Here is a 19681-nt window from a genome sequence, read left to right on the forward strand (position 1 = left end):
TTAGTAACACAATGTATTATTATATGATCTTTTTAAGCTTTCTTTTCCATCTAGGAGACAATAGTTCTTCAATTATATCGTTCATAATTACTATTCCACATAACTTTTCGTCCATGTCCACTACGGGTAAAGATATTAAATCATATTTTAATGCCACTTCAACAGCATCCTCAATATCTTGGCAATCTTTAATTTTAATAACTTTTTCATCCATAATGTCTTTTAATTTCTGCGCTGGAGCTGAAAGTACTAGGTCCCTGAGTGAAATGGACCCTTGAAGTTTTTCATCCTCATCTATAATATAAATATAATGTATTACTTCATCATCAGGTTGAAGTTCCCTTAAAATTTCTATAGTTTCACTAGCTGTAATATTTACATTAAAAGATATAAAATCTTTATTCATTATGCTTCCAACAACTTCATCTGGATACTCCATAAGATTTCTGATTTCTTCTTCATCCTCTTTGCTAAAATTCAGAAGAATTTTTTCTGCATCTACTTCCTTCATTTCATCTAAAATATCCGCAATTTCATCATTGGGCATCTCATCTAAAATCTCTTGTGCACGTATGTTGTTTATAGTGCTTAAAATATCTGCTTGAACTTCTGGTTGTAATGCCTCTAGTGTATCTGCTGCCAAATCTTTGTCTAAGCTTTCAAAAATATTATTTCGAGCCTCAGTATCCAGTCCCTCTAAAATGTCTGCAAGATCTGCTGGATGGAGCTTAGTTAATTTTCCATAGGGCTGGGTTAATTTTAGCGAATCTGCTACCATTTCTAAAGATTGAACACTTTCCCAGGTTATACTATTTTCCCTGGGCTTTTTACCCAATATATCATATAAAAATCTAATTATCCCATCTAATTTATATTTTCTCGTAGCTGCGATAATACCGGATTCTACGGTGACAACCCTTATTTCTCCACCAATCTTATTCATAGTTAAATCATTTACTTTAACCACCTTCTTGCCGTTAACATCAACTATTTGTTTGTTCAACAAATTTTTAGATAAAAGGTAAGAAAATTTTCTAGGAATTATATCTTTAACTCCTCTTACTCTTAAATTTATTCCCTTTTCTTCTTTATATATTTCAACATTCCTAAATTCATAATTATAAATTTCTCTACCTTTTTTAATTTTATATCCTATAACTCTTGGATATCCCTGTTCAGTAGTAACATAAATATCATATAACTTGCCAATATTATCATCAAATTCATCATACACATTTTGATTTAGTACTTTACTTAAAAAAAACACAGAAATCTTTTCCATTTAGCTTCACCACCTATAAAATTTTCATATATATATATGTACATTTTTACATGTTAATTTAAATTAAAAAAATATTATCTCTATATAATTATATTATATATACTTCAAAATGCAACTAAAAAAGAGAAATCCATTTAAAGTTGTCCATTATACTCTTTTAAATGCTCCTAGTGTGTTATCTATCATTCTCTCTCATCATTACTTCAAAATCCATGTATTCTTTTAATATTTTATATTTGACAATCAAATTTTATAATCACATTTATTATTTATAAACTTTTATAGTTCATATTTTTCAGTAGTTATGTTAATATTATTATATACAATGAACTTAAGTTCACCTAATTTGTTGGGAGGATTATATGACAATGATATTAAACAAGCAATTTTTACCTATTAGCATGAGCGATTTAAAAGAAAGAAATATATCTCAATTAGATTTTATAATAATTACAGGGGATGCATATATTGATCATCCATCCTTTGGAACTGCTATAATAGGAAGAACCTTAGAAAATCAAGGATTTTCTGTAGGTATTATAGCCCAGCCTAATTGGGAAAGTGTAGATGATTTTAGAAAACTTGGAAAACCTAAATATGGGTTTCTTATAAATTCTGGTAATATAGATTCTATGGTTAATCACTATACTGCAGCAAAGAAAAAGAGGCACACTGACCTTTATTCCCCAGGTGGTGAATCAGGTCATAGACCAGATAGAGCAGTAATTGTATATTGTAATAGAGCTAGGGAGGCTTTTAAAAATGTTCCCATTATAATTGGTGGCATAGAAGCAAGTCTTAGACGTTTTGCTCATTACGATTATTGGGACAATAAAGTGAGACGAAGTCTATTAATTGATGCTAAAGCAGATTTACTAATATATGGTATGGGAGAGAAAACTGTAGTTGAAATTGCTAATCTTTTTAGGTATGGCATGACCATAGATAAAATGACTTCTATAAGAGGTACAGTTTATGCTTCAAAAGAAATTGGAGAACTTAAAGATTTCATAGAAGTACCATCTTTTGAAGCTGTTAAAACTGACAAAGATGCTTATGGAGAAAGCTACAAATTACAATCATTAGAGCAAGATGATATAAGAGGAAAGATTGTGGTTCAAAAGCATAACGATAGATATGTGGTGCAAAACCCTCCTCAAATTTCGCTAACCCAAAATGAAATGGATATAACTTATGATCTACCTTACACTAGAACCTATCACCCTATATATGAAGAAAAAGGTGGTATTCCTGCAATAACTGAAGTTGAATTTTCTATAACCAGCCATAGAGGTTGTTTTGGTAGTTGTTCATTTTGCGCACTAACCTTTCATCAAGGTAGAGTTATTCAAAATAGAAGCCAAACTTCCATTATAGAAGAAGCAAAGCTCTTAACTACCCTAAAGAATTTCAAAGGATACATTCATGACATCGGTGGTCCTACAGCCAATTTTAGACATAGGGCTTGTAAGCTTCAAGAAAAAGTAGGTGTGTGCAGAGATAGACAATGTATGTACCCCAATCCTTGTAAAAATCTTATTATCGATCACACGGAATATCTGGATTTATTAAGAAAGGTTAGAGTTTTACCTAATATTAAAAAAGTCTTCATTCGTTCCGGAATAAGATACGATTATTTGATTTTCGATAAAAATACTACGTTTTTTGAAGAACTATGCGAGCACCATATTAGTGGACAATTAAAAGTAGCACCTGAACATATTAGCGATAAGGTACTCACTCAAATGGGAAAAACGAAAAAAGAAGTTTATGACCGTTTCGTTAAAAAATATTTTGAAATAGATAAAAAATTGAATAAAAATCAATTTTTGGTTCCCTACCTCATGTCAAGCCACCCTGGAAGTGACTTAACGGAATCAATAAAACTATCAGAATATATAAAAGAAATGGGCTACACTCCAGAACAGGTGCAGGATTTTTACCCAACACCAGGTAGTTTATCTACTACAATCTACTACACAGGAATTAATCCTTTTACTAATGAGAAAGTTTATGTTCCAACTGAGCAAAAGGAAAAAAATATGCAAAGGGCATTGCTTCAATTTAAAAATCCTGAAAACTACAACATTGTAAAAGAAGCTCTAATAAAAGCTAATAGAGAAGATTTAATTGGTTTCGATAAAAAATCCCTGATACCACCAAGACCTCTAAAGGCAACTAGTAATATTAAATTTTCAAGGAATAAAAAAAGATAAAAAAATGTATATATTACGCGTATTGCAATACGAGTAATGCATTCATTTCGCTAAGAACTTCTAATTTTATTTTTAATTAAGATGCTAAAAAACATAAACTCGCTTCGCTCAAACATATGTTTTTCTGAGCGTAGCTTAATTAAAAATAAAATAAGAAATTCTAAAGCTTATTCAAATGCATTCTACGTAATATATACTTTTTTTACGCGTAAAAAAATGTAAGATTTCACCTTTTAAACTTTGAAAGACCATAATCCATAGTTGCAAGCCAAGAAATATCACCTAATAATAGCCATGGAAAATCAGAATTTATTGAAGTTAGAATTACTGATAATAAAGTTATACTAGCAGATATTATAATTAATACAGCACCAGGCTTACTAGAATAAATTACACTATATAGCTTTATACCCTTAATGGCAAAGATTAAATTTATTATAAGTAGGATAATATAACAATATGACTCTAATTGTAATTTCATGGTGTAGCCACAATAATTTGATATATTAATATTTACAGTAGATTTATATATCACTATGAAGTAGGCTACAAATAAAATAATACACCAAAGGAAAAGCCTTTTAAGTTTAATTTTGTTATTCCTAGAAAAGATAAAAACTGAAAGAATACCACATACTGGTATGCAAATTAAATTTGTAAACACCAGTGGCTTTAATAAATATAAATAGTTTTGGTTTTTTATAATAAAAAGAATCATTAGAGCTATCCATCTAAAGGTCATTAAAACTAAAGCCAAAATACTTATTATCTTTATTTTTCTAGGCGAATAAAACAAAGTAGAAATTATGCCTTTGTATAATAAAAGAGCCATAACTAACAGTAATAAAAAATATACATTCACTCATATACTCTCCCTAAAATTGCTACTGTTAATATTTATTAATTTATTTCTAAAAATATGCACAAGACAAATTAAAATAAATTACAAGCAACTATATTTCAGCTCCTAATATGGATATGCCGCCTTTTTCACATTCTATAAGTAGTGGGAAATCCGGACCCCGTTCCCCGTCTATATCTGTAACAATATCTTCAAAGCATTCTATTTCTAATCTATTAGTCTTAAAATAAACAATACCATCTACATTTTCTAAATGCTCATTTCTTAACATCTTAATAAAAATATTTAAAATATTTTTCATGTTTCCAGCCTTTACTATAATTACATCTAAAAGTCCATCGTCTACTTTAGCTTTGTATGCAAATTTTAAATTGCCCGCTGTTTGTCCATTAAACACTAACATTAAATACATATAATCATCAAAGGAAATCTCATCTGAATCAACTTTTATTTTCAACTTTCTAAAATTAGGTAGTTGCTCTAATCCTTTTACATAGTATGCCAGTTTCCCGATAGTGTTTTTTAAATTCATATCCATTTTTTGTGATATATCTGTGAATAAACCAGTACTTGCTACATTTAAAAAATATTTATGATTTATCTTTCCTATATCAATTTTTTTTATTTTACTTTTTAATATCTGCTCACAAGCTTCTTCAACATCTTGAGGCATTCCTATGTAATTAGCAAAATCATTTGCAGTACCTACTGGGATGATTGCTATAGGTAAATTAATATTTCTTTTTTTCATCTCATTCACTACATTATCTACGGTCCCATCTCCACCCGCTATTAAAATGTATCTGTAGCTTCCATCTATATCAAAAAAAGCATTTGATATAGGATTTTCGTAGGATATTCTATGAGGCACTAGTATATGGTCATATTTCTGATGAATCATTATTATCATATCTAAATCTGATACTATAGTATTTCCTCCAGAATATGGATTGTAAATAAATTTCACCTTATGCATTGCATTCTCTCCTATTTTAGCCTTAATTTTTACATTTATTTATGTATATTATACCTCTTTAAAAATAAATCCACAAGATTCACCTTTTCCTGTGGACATTTATTCTAAATGTTGTGTATGGATGGTATAGAAATCTCAGATAAAACACCCGCGGCTTCTCCTCTAAGCTTTGGTTCAACTGCTAAATCTCCTAAGGAAACCATTCCAACTAAGGTATTGTTTTCAATTACTGGTAGTCTTCTGATCTGCCTTTCACTCATTATTCTAGCTGCATCATCCACATTTAGATTCTCATTTGCCACTACTGGATTTGTTGTCATAATTTCTCTGACCTTTTGAACTTTTAGATCCTTTCCTTCTGCTACGCATCTAAGTATAATATCCCTATCAGTTATAATACCAACTACTTTTTCCCCTGTGTTTACAGGAAGTGACCCTATATTATGTTCCTTCATAAGTTCAGCTGCATGCTTAACTGTATCATCTACAGACAAACTTACAACATCCTTAGTCATTATTTCAGAAATTTTCATTTTATAATCCTCCTTATTATTTAGAGTATATTAGAATTAATATTCTTTTTATTTTAACCATAAAGAAAAATTAATATTAATATTTTTTTACTCTATGTAGTAAAAATAAAATATATAGTATTATACTTAAAAATTGCTATAAAATGATGTATAATTAAAAAGATGATTTTTGTAAAAGCTATATCGATATAATATATGAATTTTTAATCCAATTTTATTATTTTAGGAGTGATGCGTAGTGAAGAAATGCTCTATCCCAAATATTCTCACCTTTGGAAATTTGATTTTTGGTTTATTATCCTTACTGATGACTTTTCAAGCTAATTACAAGCTATCTATTATTTTTATATTATTAGCCGGACTTATGGATAGATACGACGGTCAACTAGCACGTTTTTTACAAGTATCTAGCGAACTAGGGAAACAATTAGATTCACTAGCAGATTTAGTTTCTTTTGGTGTTGCACCTTCTATGCTTATATTCAATTTGTATAATTTCATATCACTGGGCTATTTAGCCTATATTTGTTTCTTAGTTTTTCCTGTGGCTGGTGCATATAGACTAGCACGGTATAATAGTTGTAAATTTGATAATGTTTATACAGGAATCCCTATCACCCTGGCCGGAATGCTATTGGCACTTTATGCTTTAGTCACTTTAAACTCACCCAATAATTTTCCACTTACTATCATTATAATGTTTATACTATCTTATCTTATGGTAAGTAAATTTAAAATGAAAAAAGTGTGAGAAAAATTTTCTCACACTTTTTTTATTTACTCTCGTAATTTTAATTCCTCATCGATTTCTGTTTCTATATACTCTATTTGAAGCTTGCACTTCATAACTTCAGTTTTCATTGTACAATAAGACATATAACTATAACTGGCATTATCTAATACCTTTATTGTTTCATCAATAATGTCTCCCAAATTGTCTGCTCTTTTAAGAGCATCCTTAACCTCACTTTTTTTAGATAGTGCAATTTTATTTAATTCGTCTGCTCCACCTATGAGTAACCTATAAGAACTAACTAGTTTTGTTAACATGTCTGCTAAATTATTTATATCATTGTAATAATTTTGAATTACTCTTCTATGTGCCAAATAATCACCTTTTAGTTTTGATATTCATTAATTATACTGTTATAAAAATTAAATTATGCTAAGGCACAGGGAAATAAATATTTCTATATATTTAAAAATAGCTATACAATGTAATAATATGCTAAAGTAATTATGATATAGGAAGTAACTAGTATGCTACCTTCTAGCCAATAGGTTTTACCATCTTGAAACACTAAGTATGACATACCTACTGCTATACCACACATTATTATGTGAAAAACAGGAAATAAAAGTGTCATATTTAAACCCATAAAACAAGAGAATATTACAAGCACAGGGGTAACAAAAAGTGAAATTTGGATGCTTGATCCTATAGCCGTTTCTAAGCTCATATCTACTTTGTTTTTCATTGCACTCATTATAGTTGAAACATTTTCGCCTATGTTCCCTAAAAATGGAATTAAGATAATGCCTATGAACTCTTGCGATATATTATAGTTTTTTATAAAATCTCTAATATTATAAATTAATTTATCACTTATAAAATAAAGTAATACAGATATACAAATTAATGTTATTGTACTTTCTACAGCTTTTTTATTTATAGTAATTCTTTTCTCTTTTATAGTAATTTTCTCCTCTTCATTATCCTCACTAATAACAAATAAATTATTATGAGTATATAATGAAAATACTAGCCCTAAGATATAAATACCTATGAGTAAAAAAGCAACCTTCACACTTATGGATATCAGTACTGAATTCACAACTACAGAATATCTATTTAATGTTGCTATAACTACCATAGAGGACATAGCCAGTAGTAACATATTAAAATTTGTTCGTGCTATTATACTATTAAAGCTTTGCTGCCTGAACTTAAAACCTCCAAACACTACTGCAATACCAAGCCCTAAAAGCATATTATTTATGATTGACCCAATTAAGGAAGCTTGAACCAGAGGTATCATCCCATACTTAATTGACCAAATTCCCATCATAAGCTCTGGAACATTACCCACTGTAGCGGCGAGTAACCCGCCTTTTTTTTGTCCTATATAATCTGATATTCTAGTGGTTTGGTCTCCTAGTAAAATAGCTAATGGAACTATAGCTATTGAATATATTATTGTATTTACTAAACTTGATGAAGTACTTATAAACATTGTGATAATTACAACAATTATGAAAATATAGGTTTTTTTCATTCAAAACACCAGACTATCATTATTTTGTACTTTCATTTACGTAATCTTCGTCGGCCTCTTCAAAAGTATCTACATTTACATTTTGTTGTGTGTTATACACTCCTTTTTCCTCCGTGTTGTAGCGAAGGCAATATTCATTATTATATCTAGTACCATATTCATCATTACCTTGAATGCTATATTTATCGTTATCCCTATCGTCGTATTCATCCTCGTCTATTGAAATTATAGGTACTACTGGCACTAAATAGTAGGTTGGATAATAAATTATCATATTCATTCCTCCTATTTGTAATCTTCGCAGTATATTTTAAAGTAAGCTCTTGGAAACTTACATAGAGGGCAAAAAGCTGGTGCTTCTTTTCCTATATGAATATACCCACAATTCATACACTGCCATTTCACTTCATTATTTCGTTTAAACATCATACCTGCTACAAGATTTTCATATATTTTCATATATCTCATCTCATGGCTTTCTTCTACTTCCTGTATTTCTTTATAGAAATCTGCAATTTCTATAAAGCCCTCATCTCTAGCCTCTTTTTCAAATTGTTTATATAACTTGCTGCTTTCTAAAGATTCTCCTGCTGCTGCATCCATCAAGTTTTCTGCTGTATTTTTATTCATCTTTAGAAACTTATCAAAAACTACTCTTGCATGAGCCTTTTCGTTGTTTGCAGTAGCTTCGAAAATAGAGGCTACATACTCGTACCCCTCCTGTTCCGCTTTTTCAGCATAAAATGTATATTTATTTCTAGCCCTTGACTCTCCAGCAAAAGTTTTGAGAAGATTTCTTTCTGTTTTACTACCCTTTAATTGCATTAGTACTCCTCCGTATAATTGTTTGTCTCTTTATTATTCTATTCATTATGCTTTTAAAGGTTACTTTTAAAAAAGGAGGGACACCCCTTAGGATATCCCTCTCACATTTTAATAAATTTATTATTTAAAAGTTATTTATTTTCCTAAAATCTCTTTTGCCAGTCTGAGACCTGTAGGTGTAGTTGCAAGCCCACCCATAGCTGTTTCTCTTAATTCGCAAGGCAATTGCTTGCCTACCTTATACATAGCGATTACTGTATCATCAAAAGGTATTTTACTAGCTACACCACTCATAACTAAATCCGCAGTAGTTAGTGCACTCACTGTTCCAGCTATATTTCGTTTCGCACAAGGAACCTCAACGAGTCCTGCCACAGGGTCACATACAAGTCCTAATATGTTCTTTATTACAATAGCAGCTGCATCTAGAGCCATTGAAGCATTGCCACCCATCATTTCTACTACAGCAGCAGCTCCCATAGCAGCAGCAGCTCCACATTCAGCCTGGCATCCACCTTCTGCTCCTGATAATGTAGCATTTTTGGCAATTATAATACCTACACCCGAAGCCGTGAAGAGAGCATTAATTAGTTCATCTTCAGTTTTATTTAATTTTTCTCCAGCTGTGATAATTACCGCTGGAAGTATTCCACAAGAGCCCGCTGTAGGTGCCGCAACTATTTTACCCATAGCTGCGTTAACTTCTGAGCACGAAAGAGCTCTAGCCATTGCTTTTGTCATAAATCCCCCTGTAAGTGTATTTTTAGAACTGGAATACCTATTAAGTTTAATTGCATCCCCACCAATTAAACCGCTTATAGATTTAGTTACATTTGTAAGTCCATATTCTGCAGCTTCTCTCATTATATTTAGATTTTTTCTCATCTTTTCAATAATTTCTTGACGTGAGAGCCCACTTTCTTCTACTTCGCACATTATTGTATATTCCGAAATTGTCATATCCTTTTCTTCACATATACTTACTAGGTTTATTCCTTTGTTTACAAACACAATTATTGCCTCCTCTAGGTCCTTCTTGGTAAATAACAATTATTAAGACTGTTTTACTGGTGATATTTCTCTTATACTATAAATATTTCCTAAACATCTAATCTTGTCTAATACATCTTGAGGGACTATGCTATCTGTTTCAAACACCATAGCTGCCTTTAACCCTCTGCTATTTCTGTACACATTCATAGTTGCTATATTAACATTTTCATCAAATAATATGGTACTTACTTTTGAAATCATACCTGGGATATCTTTATGGCTAATTATTATTGTTGGATAATTACCCATAAACTTAAGTGGTTGACCATCAACTTCAAAAATTACAATATTTCCTCCTCCAACAGATGAACCAATAATTTCAACAACTTTACCACTTTCTTTTGTTATAATAAATTTCACTGTATTAGGATGAACATCTCCCAAATCACCAGAAGCAAACTCTATTACGAGGCCTTTTTCTTTAGCTATGTTCATAGATTCTTTAAGTCTATCATCCCAAGGATCCATTCCTAGAATTCCTGCCACAAGAGCTCTATCCGTTCCATGACCTTTATAAGTTTTAGCAAAAGAACCATGTAAAACAAATTTCACCGATGCAATATGCTCCCCAGCAATTATGGCAGCAATTTTACCAAGCCTTGCCGCCCCTGCCGTATGAGAACTTGATGGCCCTATCATAATTGGACCCAATATATCAAAAACACTATAACTTTTCATTATTTCCTCCTTGTCTGACTCTGCTTAACAAAATAATTATAATTATTTTGCCTCACATTAACATATGTTATTCTTTTGTGACTACATAGTAAGTATGAAATTTCTTCTGCGTGCCTTGCAAACGAACTCGAAACGGGAAATTCCATTAAGGAATTCTAATGTTTCATCGTCACGTATTGCAAGTCACTCCGTAGACATTTCATACTTACAAACCACACTAAAAAAAGTACACCAACTGTTTTTAGTGTATTAAATTCATTATAATTTTATTTATAATGAGAAATTATAATAATAAAGGTGAAAGCATGTGTGAATGTAGCAAATATTAATGACTTTTACAAACCTGTAGTTTATGTAATAGAAATTTGTCTTAATCAGCCCAAGAAGCTTAACAATTAATAACTGTTGTACTTCCCACGATAAATACTCAGAAGTCGTACATGCGTTTCTAAGACATAATATCAAATAAGCGCGTTAAGAAACTTTTCATGGAATAAGCCTAATTTCTGTTAAAGAATGCGCTACTATCATAGACACTAACCTATTATTAATTATTTAACCTTCTACATACTAAAACTTCGTGGTTCTTTAAATCTTAACTTAGCAATAAGTATGAAATTTATTCGAAGTGAATTGCAAAAGATTAGAATTTCTTAATCAAATTTATAGTTTTAAGTTCTTTTGCAATTCGCGTAGAATATATTTCATACTTTTTCCATCCTAATACTTATAGAAACAACTCCCCCCAGTGAATTCTCGGATTATTGAATTCTCTGGTACTAAATCTTTGTCTACATCTACAAAGAAATTGAGGAAACTTTTTAATCTACTTGCCTCATAAAATACTGGGCTTTCCGGTCCGATCTTATTAAGCTCCGTCAATGCAAATTTCTTAAGTACGCAAAGCTCATATACTAGATTTGAATTAAACATTGCATCTGCCTGTTCTTGGAATACGAAAATATTTTTTTCTTCTCCACGTTTTACAGAAGGCCACATTTTCAGTGTATCTTCTACTCCATATCCTCTAGATAAATAGTCTCTAACTATTCTTCTTGTCATTCTTACATCCGTTGTAGAAATCCTGTTATGATCATCCAAATTAAGCTGTGTTAGTGGACTTATATATATTTTAAACTTGCTCTCTTTAGCTATGGAAGAGGTTAAAATCTCATTTAATCCATGTATTCCTTCTACAACCACTACTCCATTTCCAGGCATTTTGATCTTATTTCCTTGCCATTCCCTTTTCCCTGTCTTAAAATTAAAACTTGGTATATCAACCTGATTGCCCTGTAGTAATAATTCTAAATCCTTGTTGAAGAGTTCTAAATCCAATGCATATATAGATTCGAAATCATATTCACCATTTTCGTCCCTTGGAGTAAATTCTCTATCTATAAAATAATCATCTAAGGAAATAAATGTTGGTATTAAGCCATTTACTCTTAATTGGATGCCTAACCTCTTTGAAAAAGTAGTCTTTCCTGAAGAAGAAGGTCCTGCTATAAGGACTAATTTCACCTGTGTACGTTGATGAATCATATCCGCAATGTAGGCTATTTTCTTTTCATGAAGAGCTTCAGCCACCCTAATTAAATTAACAATATCACCATTCACTACTTCATCATTCAAAGCTCCAACACTTCCAACACCCAAGATTTCTCCACATTGCTCTGCTTCATCAAATATTTTAGCTAGTTTCTCGTGTTTTTGAAATTTAGGAATTTTATCCGGAGTCTCACTTGTAGGATATCTCAATATAAAACCCGGCTCATAATATATTAAATCAAAGGTTTTTAGTATTCCCGTTGAGTAAGCCATTGGCCCATAGAAATAGTCATATCTCCCATCTATTTCATAAAGTTTTACTTCTCCCGAGTTAACATATTTTAAAAGTTTAACTTTATCTTGCATATTATATCCAGTAAAAATTTCTACTGCCTTAGCTTTTGACAGAGATATTTTTTTTATAGGAATATCAGCCTTTATTATTTCTCTCATTCTACCTTTTATTTCATAAATATCATCAATATCTAATGCAATAGGTTTATAAATCTCTCCAAATAAGCCTTTACTTAAAGAATGCTCTATACTTATTTTAGCATTAGGGAACAATTCGTAAACTGCTTTTATTAGCACAAACTGAAGGGTCCTAACGTATGTCATCATTCCAATTTTACTTGTAACATCCACAGTTTCAAAATTACCATCTTGCGTGATAATTTCACCTAACTCATAAAGTTTATTATTGAAATTACCTAAAACTACTGGTACATCATTAAATAAACTATTATCTTTAATAATATCATTTAACATAGCTCCCTCTTGTGCTAAAACATGTCTACCATCTTTAAGACCTATATTGAAATTATTCATACAATCATCCCCTATTTTTTAGTGGTCCCTACTATTATACTGTAATTCTAAAAAAATGTATCATAATACTTCTTATAATTTTTGTATTTAACTTTTCCATGTTAAAAGATAAAAATATATATATTTTTCATTTAAATTGCTCATACTAATACATAGACAAAATAGCAATGAGGTGATAATACGTTTATTTTAATAATTAGAACTTGTTTCCTATACTTTGCAGTAATATTTATTATGAGGATGATGGGCAAAAAACAAATAGGTGAACTTGAGCCTTTTGAGCTGGTAATTGCATTAATGATATCTGAACTTGCTACTTTTCCAATGCAAGATATAAGAATACCAATTTTTCATGCCATTATTCCAATAATTACTTTGCTATTTCTACAAGTTTCTACTTCTCTTATGGAACTCAAAAGCGAAAGGGCTAGAAGAATATTAACAGGCACTCCAAGTATATTAATAAAAGATGGGATAATCGATATTGCAGAACTTAGATATCAAAGATTTAATATTAATGATTTATTAGAAGAACTTAGATTAAAAGGGTATTTTAATCTATCAGATATTCAATATGCTATTTTAGAAACTAGTGGTGAGCTTTCCATTTTACCAAAAACCGGAAAATCCAACGCAAGTAAGGATGATCTAAAATTAAAAATAACACAAGATACTTTGCCTATACCTTTGATTATGGATGGCAATATAAATTATAAAAATTTAAAACTTTTAGCTAAAGATGAAACTTGGTTAAATAGTATACTAAAGGAAAATAATATTTTTTCTTCAAAAGATGTATTCATAGGAATTTTAGATTCTAAAAATAAGTTCTTTTATCAACTTAAGGAAGGGAAAGATAAAATCAAATGAAAAATGTTTACATAGCCTTTAGCCTATTCATTGCAATGATTATAGGAATATTCTTTTCTGTAAATCTTATAAACCGACGTTGTGATCATTTGCAAAGTTTGAATTGTACCCTAGAAAGTTATATAATTAAGGAGAATTATAAAAAAGCATATACTCTATCCTTAGATTATATAGATCAATGGAAAAGTGACTCGAAATTTCTTACCATTTATATACATCATGAAGACTTAGATCATGTAGACAATGAGCTATTAAAATTAACTCAATATATAAAAATTAAAGATAAATCCGAAGCCTTAGCCACTATACATGTTATGAAATATCTTGTAGATCATATAAAATCTCATGAAAAGGTTTCTATAAGCAATATTTTTTAATTTTCTATGTTTATAGAAATCATTTATCATAAAAGGGTAGAAAATACTCAATTTATAGCTTATAATTATAATATACAAATAAAAAGTCCCACAGGGACAATATGTGTCCCTGTTACAAAATTCGAAAGGTGGAATTAATATGGCTTTAGTTACTACTACTAAAATGTTTGAAAAAGCTTTAGAAGGAAAATACGCAATAGGTGCTTTCAACATTAATAATATGGAAATAATTCAAGGAGTTGTAGATGCATGTGCAACTCACAAATCAGCTGTTATACTACAAGTATCCGGCGGAGCTATGAAATATGCAAGGCCTTCATACCTTAGAAAAATGGTTGAGGCAGCTGTAGAAGACACTGGTCTTGATATTGCACTTCACTTAGATCACGGTTCAGATTTAGCACAATGTAAACTTGCAATAGCTTCTGGGTTTACTTCTGTAATGTATGATGGTTCTCATCTTGATTATGAAGAAAACGTAAGAACAACTAAAGAAGTAGTTGATTTTGCTCATTCTAAAGGTGTTGTAGTTGAAGCTGAGCTTGGAAAACTTGCTGGAGTTGAAGATGCTGTTAATGTTTCTGCTGCTGATGCAACTTATACTGATCCAGAACAAGCTGTAGATTATGTAACTAGAACTGGTATTGATTCATTAGCTGTAGCTATAGGAACAAGCCATGGCGCTTACAAATTCAAAGGCGAAGCTAAACTTGATTTTGAAAGATTAGATTTAATCACAAAAAAATTAGAAGAAGCAGGCCTTCATAATTTCCCAATAGTTCTTCACGGAGCATCTGCTGTAGATCAAAGTTTTGTTACTATGATCAATGAATTTGGCGGAGAAATGAAAGGTGCAAAAGGAATCCCACTAGAAATGCTTAGAAAAGCGGCTTCTATGGCTGTTTGTAAAATAAACATGGATACTGATTTAAGACTTGCTATGACAGGTTCAATAAGAAAAGTACTTACTAAAAATCTTGGCGAAATAGATCCAAGAAAATATCTTGGAGAAGCAAGAAGTAACATAACTAAATTAGTTGAAGGTAAAATCACTAATGTTTTAGGTTCCTCTAATTCATCTAAATAATTTAAATCAAAGTACTAAAAAACAAGGCCTCCCAGTATAAATACTGAGGGCTTTGTTTTTTTTATTTTCTTATACTTTTTCTTATCTATTTTTGAACATAATTGCTTACATGTTTAATAACCATATTAATTGTTCCATCACCATTTCTTTGTATTTCAAAGCGACTATTATCATTATACGTTTCTTCATTTACATATAAATCTATATCTTTATCAATTTTAAGTCTTACTCTTTTTAATTTTTTATCTATCCATTCTTTATCAAGACTAATATTTTCTGAAATTCCTTGGTCTTTAATAAATTCTACAAATTTTTCCTTAGTATCAAGATTTTCAGAAAACATTTCTTCAGACAATTCTTTAACATCGATATTATCTTCTTCTTTAAGTTTTCTTTTTATAGTACTTCTAACAGCCTCTGCCTTATCTGCGTTTTCCGGGAAGGTATTCTGGGTGAATTTTTCAGCAGCCTTCACAAAGTTTTTAGTAATGTCTCTTTTATTATCAAAGGTTGTGCAACCTAAGTAATCATTAATAAAGTAATTTAACCCATATTCCTGATCATCTTTACTACTGGATTGTTCATTGCTAGAATCTTTATTTTTTGTTATTTTATCAATAACCATTAGATCAAAACCATTCTCTTTTCTAATAGGTTTTAAAAAAGCACATTTTTGTATTCTTTGAGAACTGCCTGGAAGACCGGTAAATTGTGGTACTATATCAATGCCCAATTTATTATCAACAAAATCAATAGTATGTACATAATTCTTTATATAATCCATTTTGAATATCCCAAGGATTGGGCCAAACTCCGTAGTAAAAGAAATTACTATTAAATCGCAAGAAGGAATATTTCCTTTAGTTCTCATCAAAATAAACATCTGTCTTGCTAATTCTTTAGATACAACTAGGAGATTATTCTCCCCATTTAAGTATTCTTGTGATAAATCTTTTACTATATTTGCTTCTTCATTAAATACACCATATTTTAAATCTTCATCTTTTAAACATTTCTGAATGTGTTTAAGTAAGAAATTATATTTTTCTTCATCTAAATCTAAAGCATATTCATTCAAGATAGGTTCATCCGCATTATTATCTAAAACATGAATAATCGCCTCATTTATGCTAACTTCTTTTATGTACTCCAAAAAAACACCACCTTGTTATTTATATATGGCACACTCAAATAAATTAATATTATTTATTTTAATATGCCTAATTATTATACTATCTAAACTCATTTATAACAAATTACTATATTACAATATTCTTAGTTTAAAGCAGAGCATTATTGCCACTACTTAGTCACCTATATTGAAATCTACAATTTTAATGAAATATTAATGTTACTTCTTTTAGATTATGATATAATCACAATTAATAGTTATTATTTCTCCAGAGAACTACATGAAGAATAACAATTAATTATTACTATGTGCCCCAGAGAAACGCTAGGAGGAAAATATGAAAGAAATAGAAACTAAAATTATAGATATTGATGTAGACGAAATTCGCAGGAAACTAGCCAGCCTAAAAGCACCAAAGGTAAAACAAGAAAATCAAATAAATAATATTTATGATTTCTCAGATAAAAGGCTAATAAGTAGCAAAGGCTATGCAAGAATTAGAACTATCCACGATGAATTAACAAATTCTACTGTTCACTATATGACCACAAAAAAACTTATAAGCCAAGAAAAATTCAAAATCATGGATGAGCATGAAACAGAAATTAAAGATGAAGCAGCAGCTATTGGTATATTTGAATCCTTAGGTCTTATACTTATACAATCCATTAAAAAGTATAGGGAAAGCTATAAATATAAAAATACCCTTATAGAAATAGACATAAATGAGAAGGAATTCTGTCCTTTCCCTTATATAGAAATTGAAAGTCCGGATGAAGAGCAGCTAGAAGAAGTTTTAACTCTCCTAGGTTACTGCTTAGAAGATACTAACTCTAAAACTCTTTATGAAATACTAAAATTGAAAGGATTAGGTAAGAATTTATAATGTTTGGATATGTAACTCCATGTAAAATGGAAATGAAGATAAAAGACTACGAGAAATTCAAAGCTTATTATTGTGGTCTATGTAATTCCATTAAAAATAACTATGGCAATCTACCAAGACTTACTCTAAATTTTGATATGACTTTTCTGGCAATACTTTTAGATTCACTTGGGGATAATAAAAGTAGTTTTACTGAATTTAAATGTTTAATTCACCCACTAAAAAAAAAGGTTATGGTTGTTAATAATGAGGCTTTAGATTATGCGGCTTTTTCTAATACTACCTTAGCCTATTATAAGTTAATGGATGATGCCTGCGATGATAAAACAATGAAAAGCAAAATTTTTTCATTGTTTTTAAGGAACTATTTGTCAAAATCTAAAGTAGAATATAATGATGTAATGAAGTATACTAAGGAAAAGCTTTTATTACTAAATACTCTAGAAGCAAATCATGTGGATATTTCTTTAGAAGAACAGCTATCCATAGATGAGCATCTATCTACAGATGAACAGCTAACTATAGATGGGTTATCTCACATTTTTGCTGACCTTACGGGTTTTCTAATATCCTTTTATTATAAGGATGCCCCCTTTAAAGAGGATCTATATTGGCTTGGATATAATTTAGGTAAATGGATATATATTATAGATGCTTATGATGATTTAGAAAAAGATATGAAAAGTAATTCTTTTAATGCTATAAATTCCTTGTTTAATGTGGATAAATTAGATTTCGAAAGTTTTTCTAAATGTATAAAACCAAGAATTGATTATATCTTAACTACTTGTGCCCAGCAATGTTTAAAAAATTTAAATTCATTACCACTAATAAAAAATGAGGATATATTATATAATATACTAGAACTTGGACTCATGGAAAAAATGGATAAGGTTTTCAATAGAAAATTGGATATTGATTATTTAAAAGGAGAGGAATATAAAAATGACAAATCCCTATGAAGTACTTGGTGTGCGCGAAGGCGCATCTAAAGAAGATATAAAAAAAGCCTATAGAGAACAAGCAAAAAAATATCATCCTGATCAGTATGGCGATAATCCACTAAAGGATTTAGCGGAAGAAAAAATGCAGGAACTAAATGAAGCCTATGATTCACTTATGAAAAATACTAGTTCATCTAATAATTACCAGTCCTCAAATACTTATAATTCTTCTAACAATTATAATTCTTCTTCAAATGATGACTATGTTAATAGAGACATATATCAATCTATAAGAATGGATTTAAATAGTGGAAACATATCTTCAGCTGAACAGAAATTAGGTTCAATGAATACAAAAACTGCTGAGTGGAATTATTTAATGGGAATGGTTCATTTGAAAAAAAACTGGCATGATAGTGCTTACAACTTCATCAGCAAAGCCTGCTCCCTAGCACCTAATAATATTGAATATAGACAAAGCTTTAATAACCTAAATACAAGCAACTCAAATTATAGGGGTAACTATTATGGCAGGAGAAACAAAGATTCTGATATGGGTAATATGTGTATCAACTTGTGGTGTGCGGATAGTCTTTGCGAATGTTTAGGTGGAGATCTTATTTCTTGTTGCTAAGCACATTAAATTAGGAGATGATTTTTATGAAATCTAATAATATTGCTAAAGGTGGCATATTTGCAGCACTTAGTTTGATATTGCTATATCTTTCTTCTGTGATGCCAACAAACAGATTATTTATATTAGTCATAGCTTCTTGCATTATTCCGCTTTCTATTCTACTTACTGGAATAAAAAATACTGTTATAGTATATGGTGCTGTTTCACTGCTTAGTTTATTTATTATACCTTCAAAACTTATAAGCATTGCCTATATATTAATTTTTGGATCCTATGGCTTTGTAAAATACTTTATAGAAAAATTAAGAAATATCCCTGTAGAATTTGTACTTAAGCTATTATACTTTAATATAAGTTCAGCTATAATTATATTCATATATAAAATGCTATTATTAAAAATCCCTAATATAAATATATATTTGCTAATATTTTTTATGGAATTTAGCTTCCTAGTATATGACTATACCCTTACGATTTTTATCGCCTATGCAAATAAAAATCTTCTTAAAAAGTTCAATAAAAACAAATAGATTAAAAAAACTAGTATACTACTCTTTTGTTTATTTTAATGTTACTAAACTTCAATTCGTAATTTAGATCTACAGAATTAAAAACTTACAAATTTGCATTTGTTTTACAAATATTTACAAAAAGGATTTTAAACTTTT

General features: G+C 30.0%; 21 protein-coding genes. 9 read left to right on the forward strand and 12 right to left on the reverse strand.

The window, feature by feature from the left end:
• Positions 1-19: 19 nt before the first annotated feature.
• Positions 20-1282, reverse strand: a complete 1263-nt coding sequence (locus tag KPL51_RS16405) for a magnesium transporter (RefSeq protein WP_216163697.1) — start codon at positions 1280-1282, stop codon at positions 20-22.
• A gap of 368 nt (positions 1283-1650) precedes the next feature.
• On the opposite strand from KPL51_RS16405, the gene KPL51_RS16410 reads away from it, so the two are divergent.
• Positions 1651-3498 (forward strand): YgiQ family radical SAM protein, encoded by a 1848-nt coding sequence (locus tag KPL51_RS16410; protein WP_216163755.1) that lies wholly within the window; start codon positions 1651-1653, stop codon positions 3496-3498.
• Between the two features lie 226 nt (positions 3499-3724).
• Here KPL51_RS16410 and KPL51_RS16415 read toward each other — a convergent pair whose 3' ends face one another.
• The 3 genes from KPL51_RS16415 to KPL51_RS16425 all read right to left on the reverse strand — a co-directional run bounded on the left by KPL51_RS16415 (position 3725) and on the right by KPL51_RS16425 (position 5869).
• Complete coding sequence (locus tag KPL51_RS16415; RefSeq protein ID WP_216163699.1) at positions 3725-4360, reverse strand: hypothetical protein; 636 nt, start codon at positions 4358-4360, stop codon at positions 3725-3727.
• 91 nt (positions 4361-4451) lie between these two features.
• Positions 4452-5336, reverse strand: coding sequence for a YegS/Rv2252/BmrU family lipid kinase (locus tag KPL51_RS16420; RefSeq protein ID WP_216163707.1), 885 nt, complete (start codon positions 5334-5336; stop codon positions 4452-4454).
• 104 nt (positions 5337-5440) lie between these two features.
• Positions 5441-5869 (reverse strand): CBS domain-containing protein, encoded by a 429-nt coding sequence (locus KPL51_RS16425; protein ID WP_216163709.1) that lies wholly within the window; start codon positions 5867-5869, stop codon positions 5441-5443.
• Positions 5870-6107: 238 nt separating this feature from the next.
• Here KPL51_RS16425 and pssA point away from each other — a divergent pair, with 238 nt between their 5' ends.
• The gene (gene pssA, locus KPL51_RS16430; protein WP_216163711.1) at positions 6108-6620 is read left to right on the forward strand and encodes a CDP-diacylglycerol--serine O-phosphatidyltransferase; all 513 of its coding nucleotides are present in this window, start codon (positions 6108-6110) and stop codon (positions 6618-6620) included.
• A 26-nt stretch (positions 6621-6646) separates the two neighbouring features.
• Here pssA and KPL51_RS16435 read toward each other — a convergent pair whose 3' ends face one another.
• The 7 genes from KPL51_RS16435 to KPL51_RS16465 all read right to left on the reverse strand — a co-directional run bounded on the left by KPL51_RS16435 (position 6647) and on the right by KPL51_RS16465 (position 13080).
• Complete coding sequence (locus KPL51_RS16435; protein WP_216163713.1) at positions 6647-6976, reverse strand: hypothetical protein; 330 nt, start codon at positions 6974-6976, stop codon at positions 6647-6649.
• A gap of 101 nt (positions 6977-7077) precedes the next feature.
• On the reverse strand, positions 7078-8145 hold the full coding sequence (gene cax, locus KPL51_RS16440) for a calcium/proton exchanger (protein WP_216163715.1): 1068 nt from the start codon (positions 8143-8145) through the stop codon (positions 7078-7080).
• 19 nt (positions 8146-8164) lie between these two features.
• A complete protein-coding gene (locus KPL51_RS16445) occupies positions 8165-8419 on the reverse strand; it encodes a hypothetical protein (protein ID WP_216163717.1) in 255 nt (84 codons plus the stop codon).
• An 11-nt stretch (positions 8420-8430) separates the two neighbouring features.
• Complete coding sequence (gene rbr / locus KPL51_RS16450; protein WP_216163719.1) at positions 8431-8970, reverse strand: rubrerythrin; 540 nt, start codon at positions 8968-8970, stop codon at positions 8431-8433.
• Between the two features lie 135 nt (positions 8971-9105).
• Positions 9106-9981, reverse strand: a complete 876-nt coding sequence (gene sdaAA, locus KPL51_RS16455) for an L-serine ammonia-lyase, iron-sulfur-dependent, subunit alpha (protein ID WP_216163721.1) — start codon at positions 9979-9981, stop codon at positions 9106-9108.
• A gap of 42 nt (positions 9982-10023) precedes the next feature.
• Complete coding sequence (sdaAB, locus tag KPL51_RS16460) at positions 10024-10701, reverse strand: L-serine ammonia-lyase, iron-sulfur-dependent subunit beta (RefSeq protein WP_216163723.1); 678 nt, start codon at positions 10699-10701, stop codon at positions 10024-10026.
• Positions 10702-11421: 720 nt separating this feature from the next.
• The gene (locus KPL51_RS16465) at positions 11422-13080 is read right to left on the reverse strand and encodes a nucleoside kinase (protein ID WP_216163725.1); all 1659 of its coding nucleotides are present in this window, start codon (positions 13078-13080) and stop codon (positions 11422-11424) included.
• 240 nt (positions 13081-13320) lie between these two features.
• Here KPL51_RS16465 and KPL51_RS16470 point away from each other — a divergent pair, with 240 nt between their 5' ends.
• The 3 genes from KPL51_RS16470 to KPL51_RS16480 all read left to right on the forward strand — a co-directional run bounded on the left by KPL51_RS16470 (position 13321) and on the right by KPL51_RS16480 (position 15414).
• Complete coding sequence (locus KPL51_RS16470; protein WP_224854364.1) at positions 13321-13950, forward strand: DUF421 domain-containing protein; 630 nt, start codon at positions 13321-13323, stop codon at positions 13948-13950.
• Positions 13947-14327: a DUF4363 family protein gene (locus KPL51_RS16475; RefSeq protein ID WP_216163729.1), complete on the forward strand. Its 381-nt coding sequence runs from the start codon at positions 13947-13949 to the stop codon at positions 14325-14327. The genes KPL51_RS16470 and KPL51_RS16475 overlap by 4 nt, the downstream gene beginning before the upstream one ends.
• Before the next feature lie 139 nt (positions 14328-14466).
• Entirely contained in the window at positions 14467-15414 is a 948-nt protein-coding gene (locus KPL51_RS16480; protein WP_216163731.1) for a class II fructose-bisphosphate aldolase, read from the forward strand.
• A gap of 85 nt (positions 15415-15499) precedes the next feature.
• Here the strand turns inward: KPL51_RS16480 and KPL51_RS16485 are convergent, their stop codons facing one another.
• Positions 15500-16567, reverse strand: coding sequence for a nucleoid-associated protein (locus tag KPL51_RS16485; protein WP_216163733.1), 1068 nt, complete (start codon positions 16565-16567; stop codon positions 15500-15502).
• Positions 16568-16883: 316 nt separating this feature from the next.
• Here KPL51_RS16485 and KPL51_RS16490 point away from each other — a divergent pair, with 316 nt between their 5' ends.
• The 4 genes from KPL51_RS16490 to KPL51_RS16505 are packed head-to-tail and all read left to right on the forward strand — an operon-like array spanning position 16884 to position 19543.
• Positions 16884-17432 (forward strand): class IV adenylate cyclase, encoded by a 549-nt coding sequence (locus tag KPL51_RS16490; RefSeq protein ID WP_216163735.1) that lies wholly within the window; start codon positions 16884-16886, stop codon positions 17430-17432.
• The gene (locus KPL51_RS16495; RefSeq protein ID WP_216163737.1) at positions 17432-18394 is read left to right on the forward strand and encodes a DUF5685 family protein; all 963 of its coding nucleotides are present in this window, start codon (positions 17432-17434) and stop codon (positions 18392-18394) included. The genes KPL51_RS16490 and KPL51_RS16495 overlap by 1 nt, the downstream gene beginning before the upstream one ends.
• Positions 18378-19010 carry a J domain-containing protein gene (locus KPL51_RS16500; protein ID WP_216163739.1) on the forward strand — a complete coding sequence of 211 codons (633 nt, stop codon included), beginning with the start codon at positions 18378-18380 and terminating at the stop codon, positions 19008-19010. Before KPL51_RS16495 ends, KPL51_RS16500 begins: the two co-directional genes overlap by 17 nt.
• A gap of 26 nt (positions 19011-19036) precedes the next feature.
• The gene (locus tag KPL51_RS16505) at positions 19037-19543 is read left to right on the forward strand and encodes a hypothetical protein (RefSeq protein WP_224854359.1); all 507 of its coding nucleotides are present in this window, start codon (positions 19037-19039) and stop codon (positions 19541-19543) included.
• Positions 19544-19681: the final 138 nt, after the last annotated feature.

The sequence above is a fragment of the Clostridium bowmanii genome, from assembly GCF_018861315.1.
Classification (GTDB): Bacteria; Bacillota; Clostridia; order Clostridiales; family Clostridiaceae; genus Clostridium_AD; species Clostridium_AD bowmanii.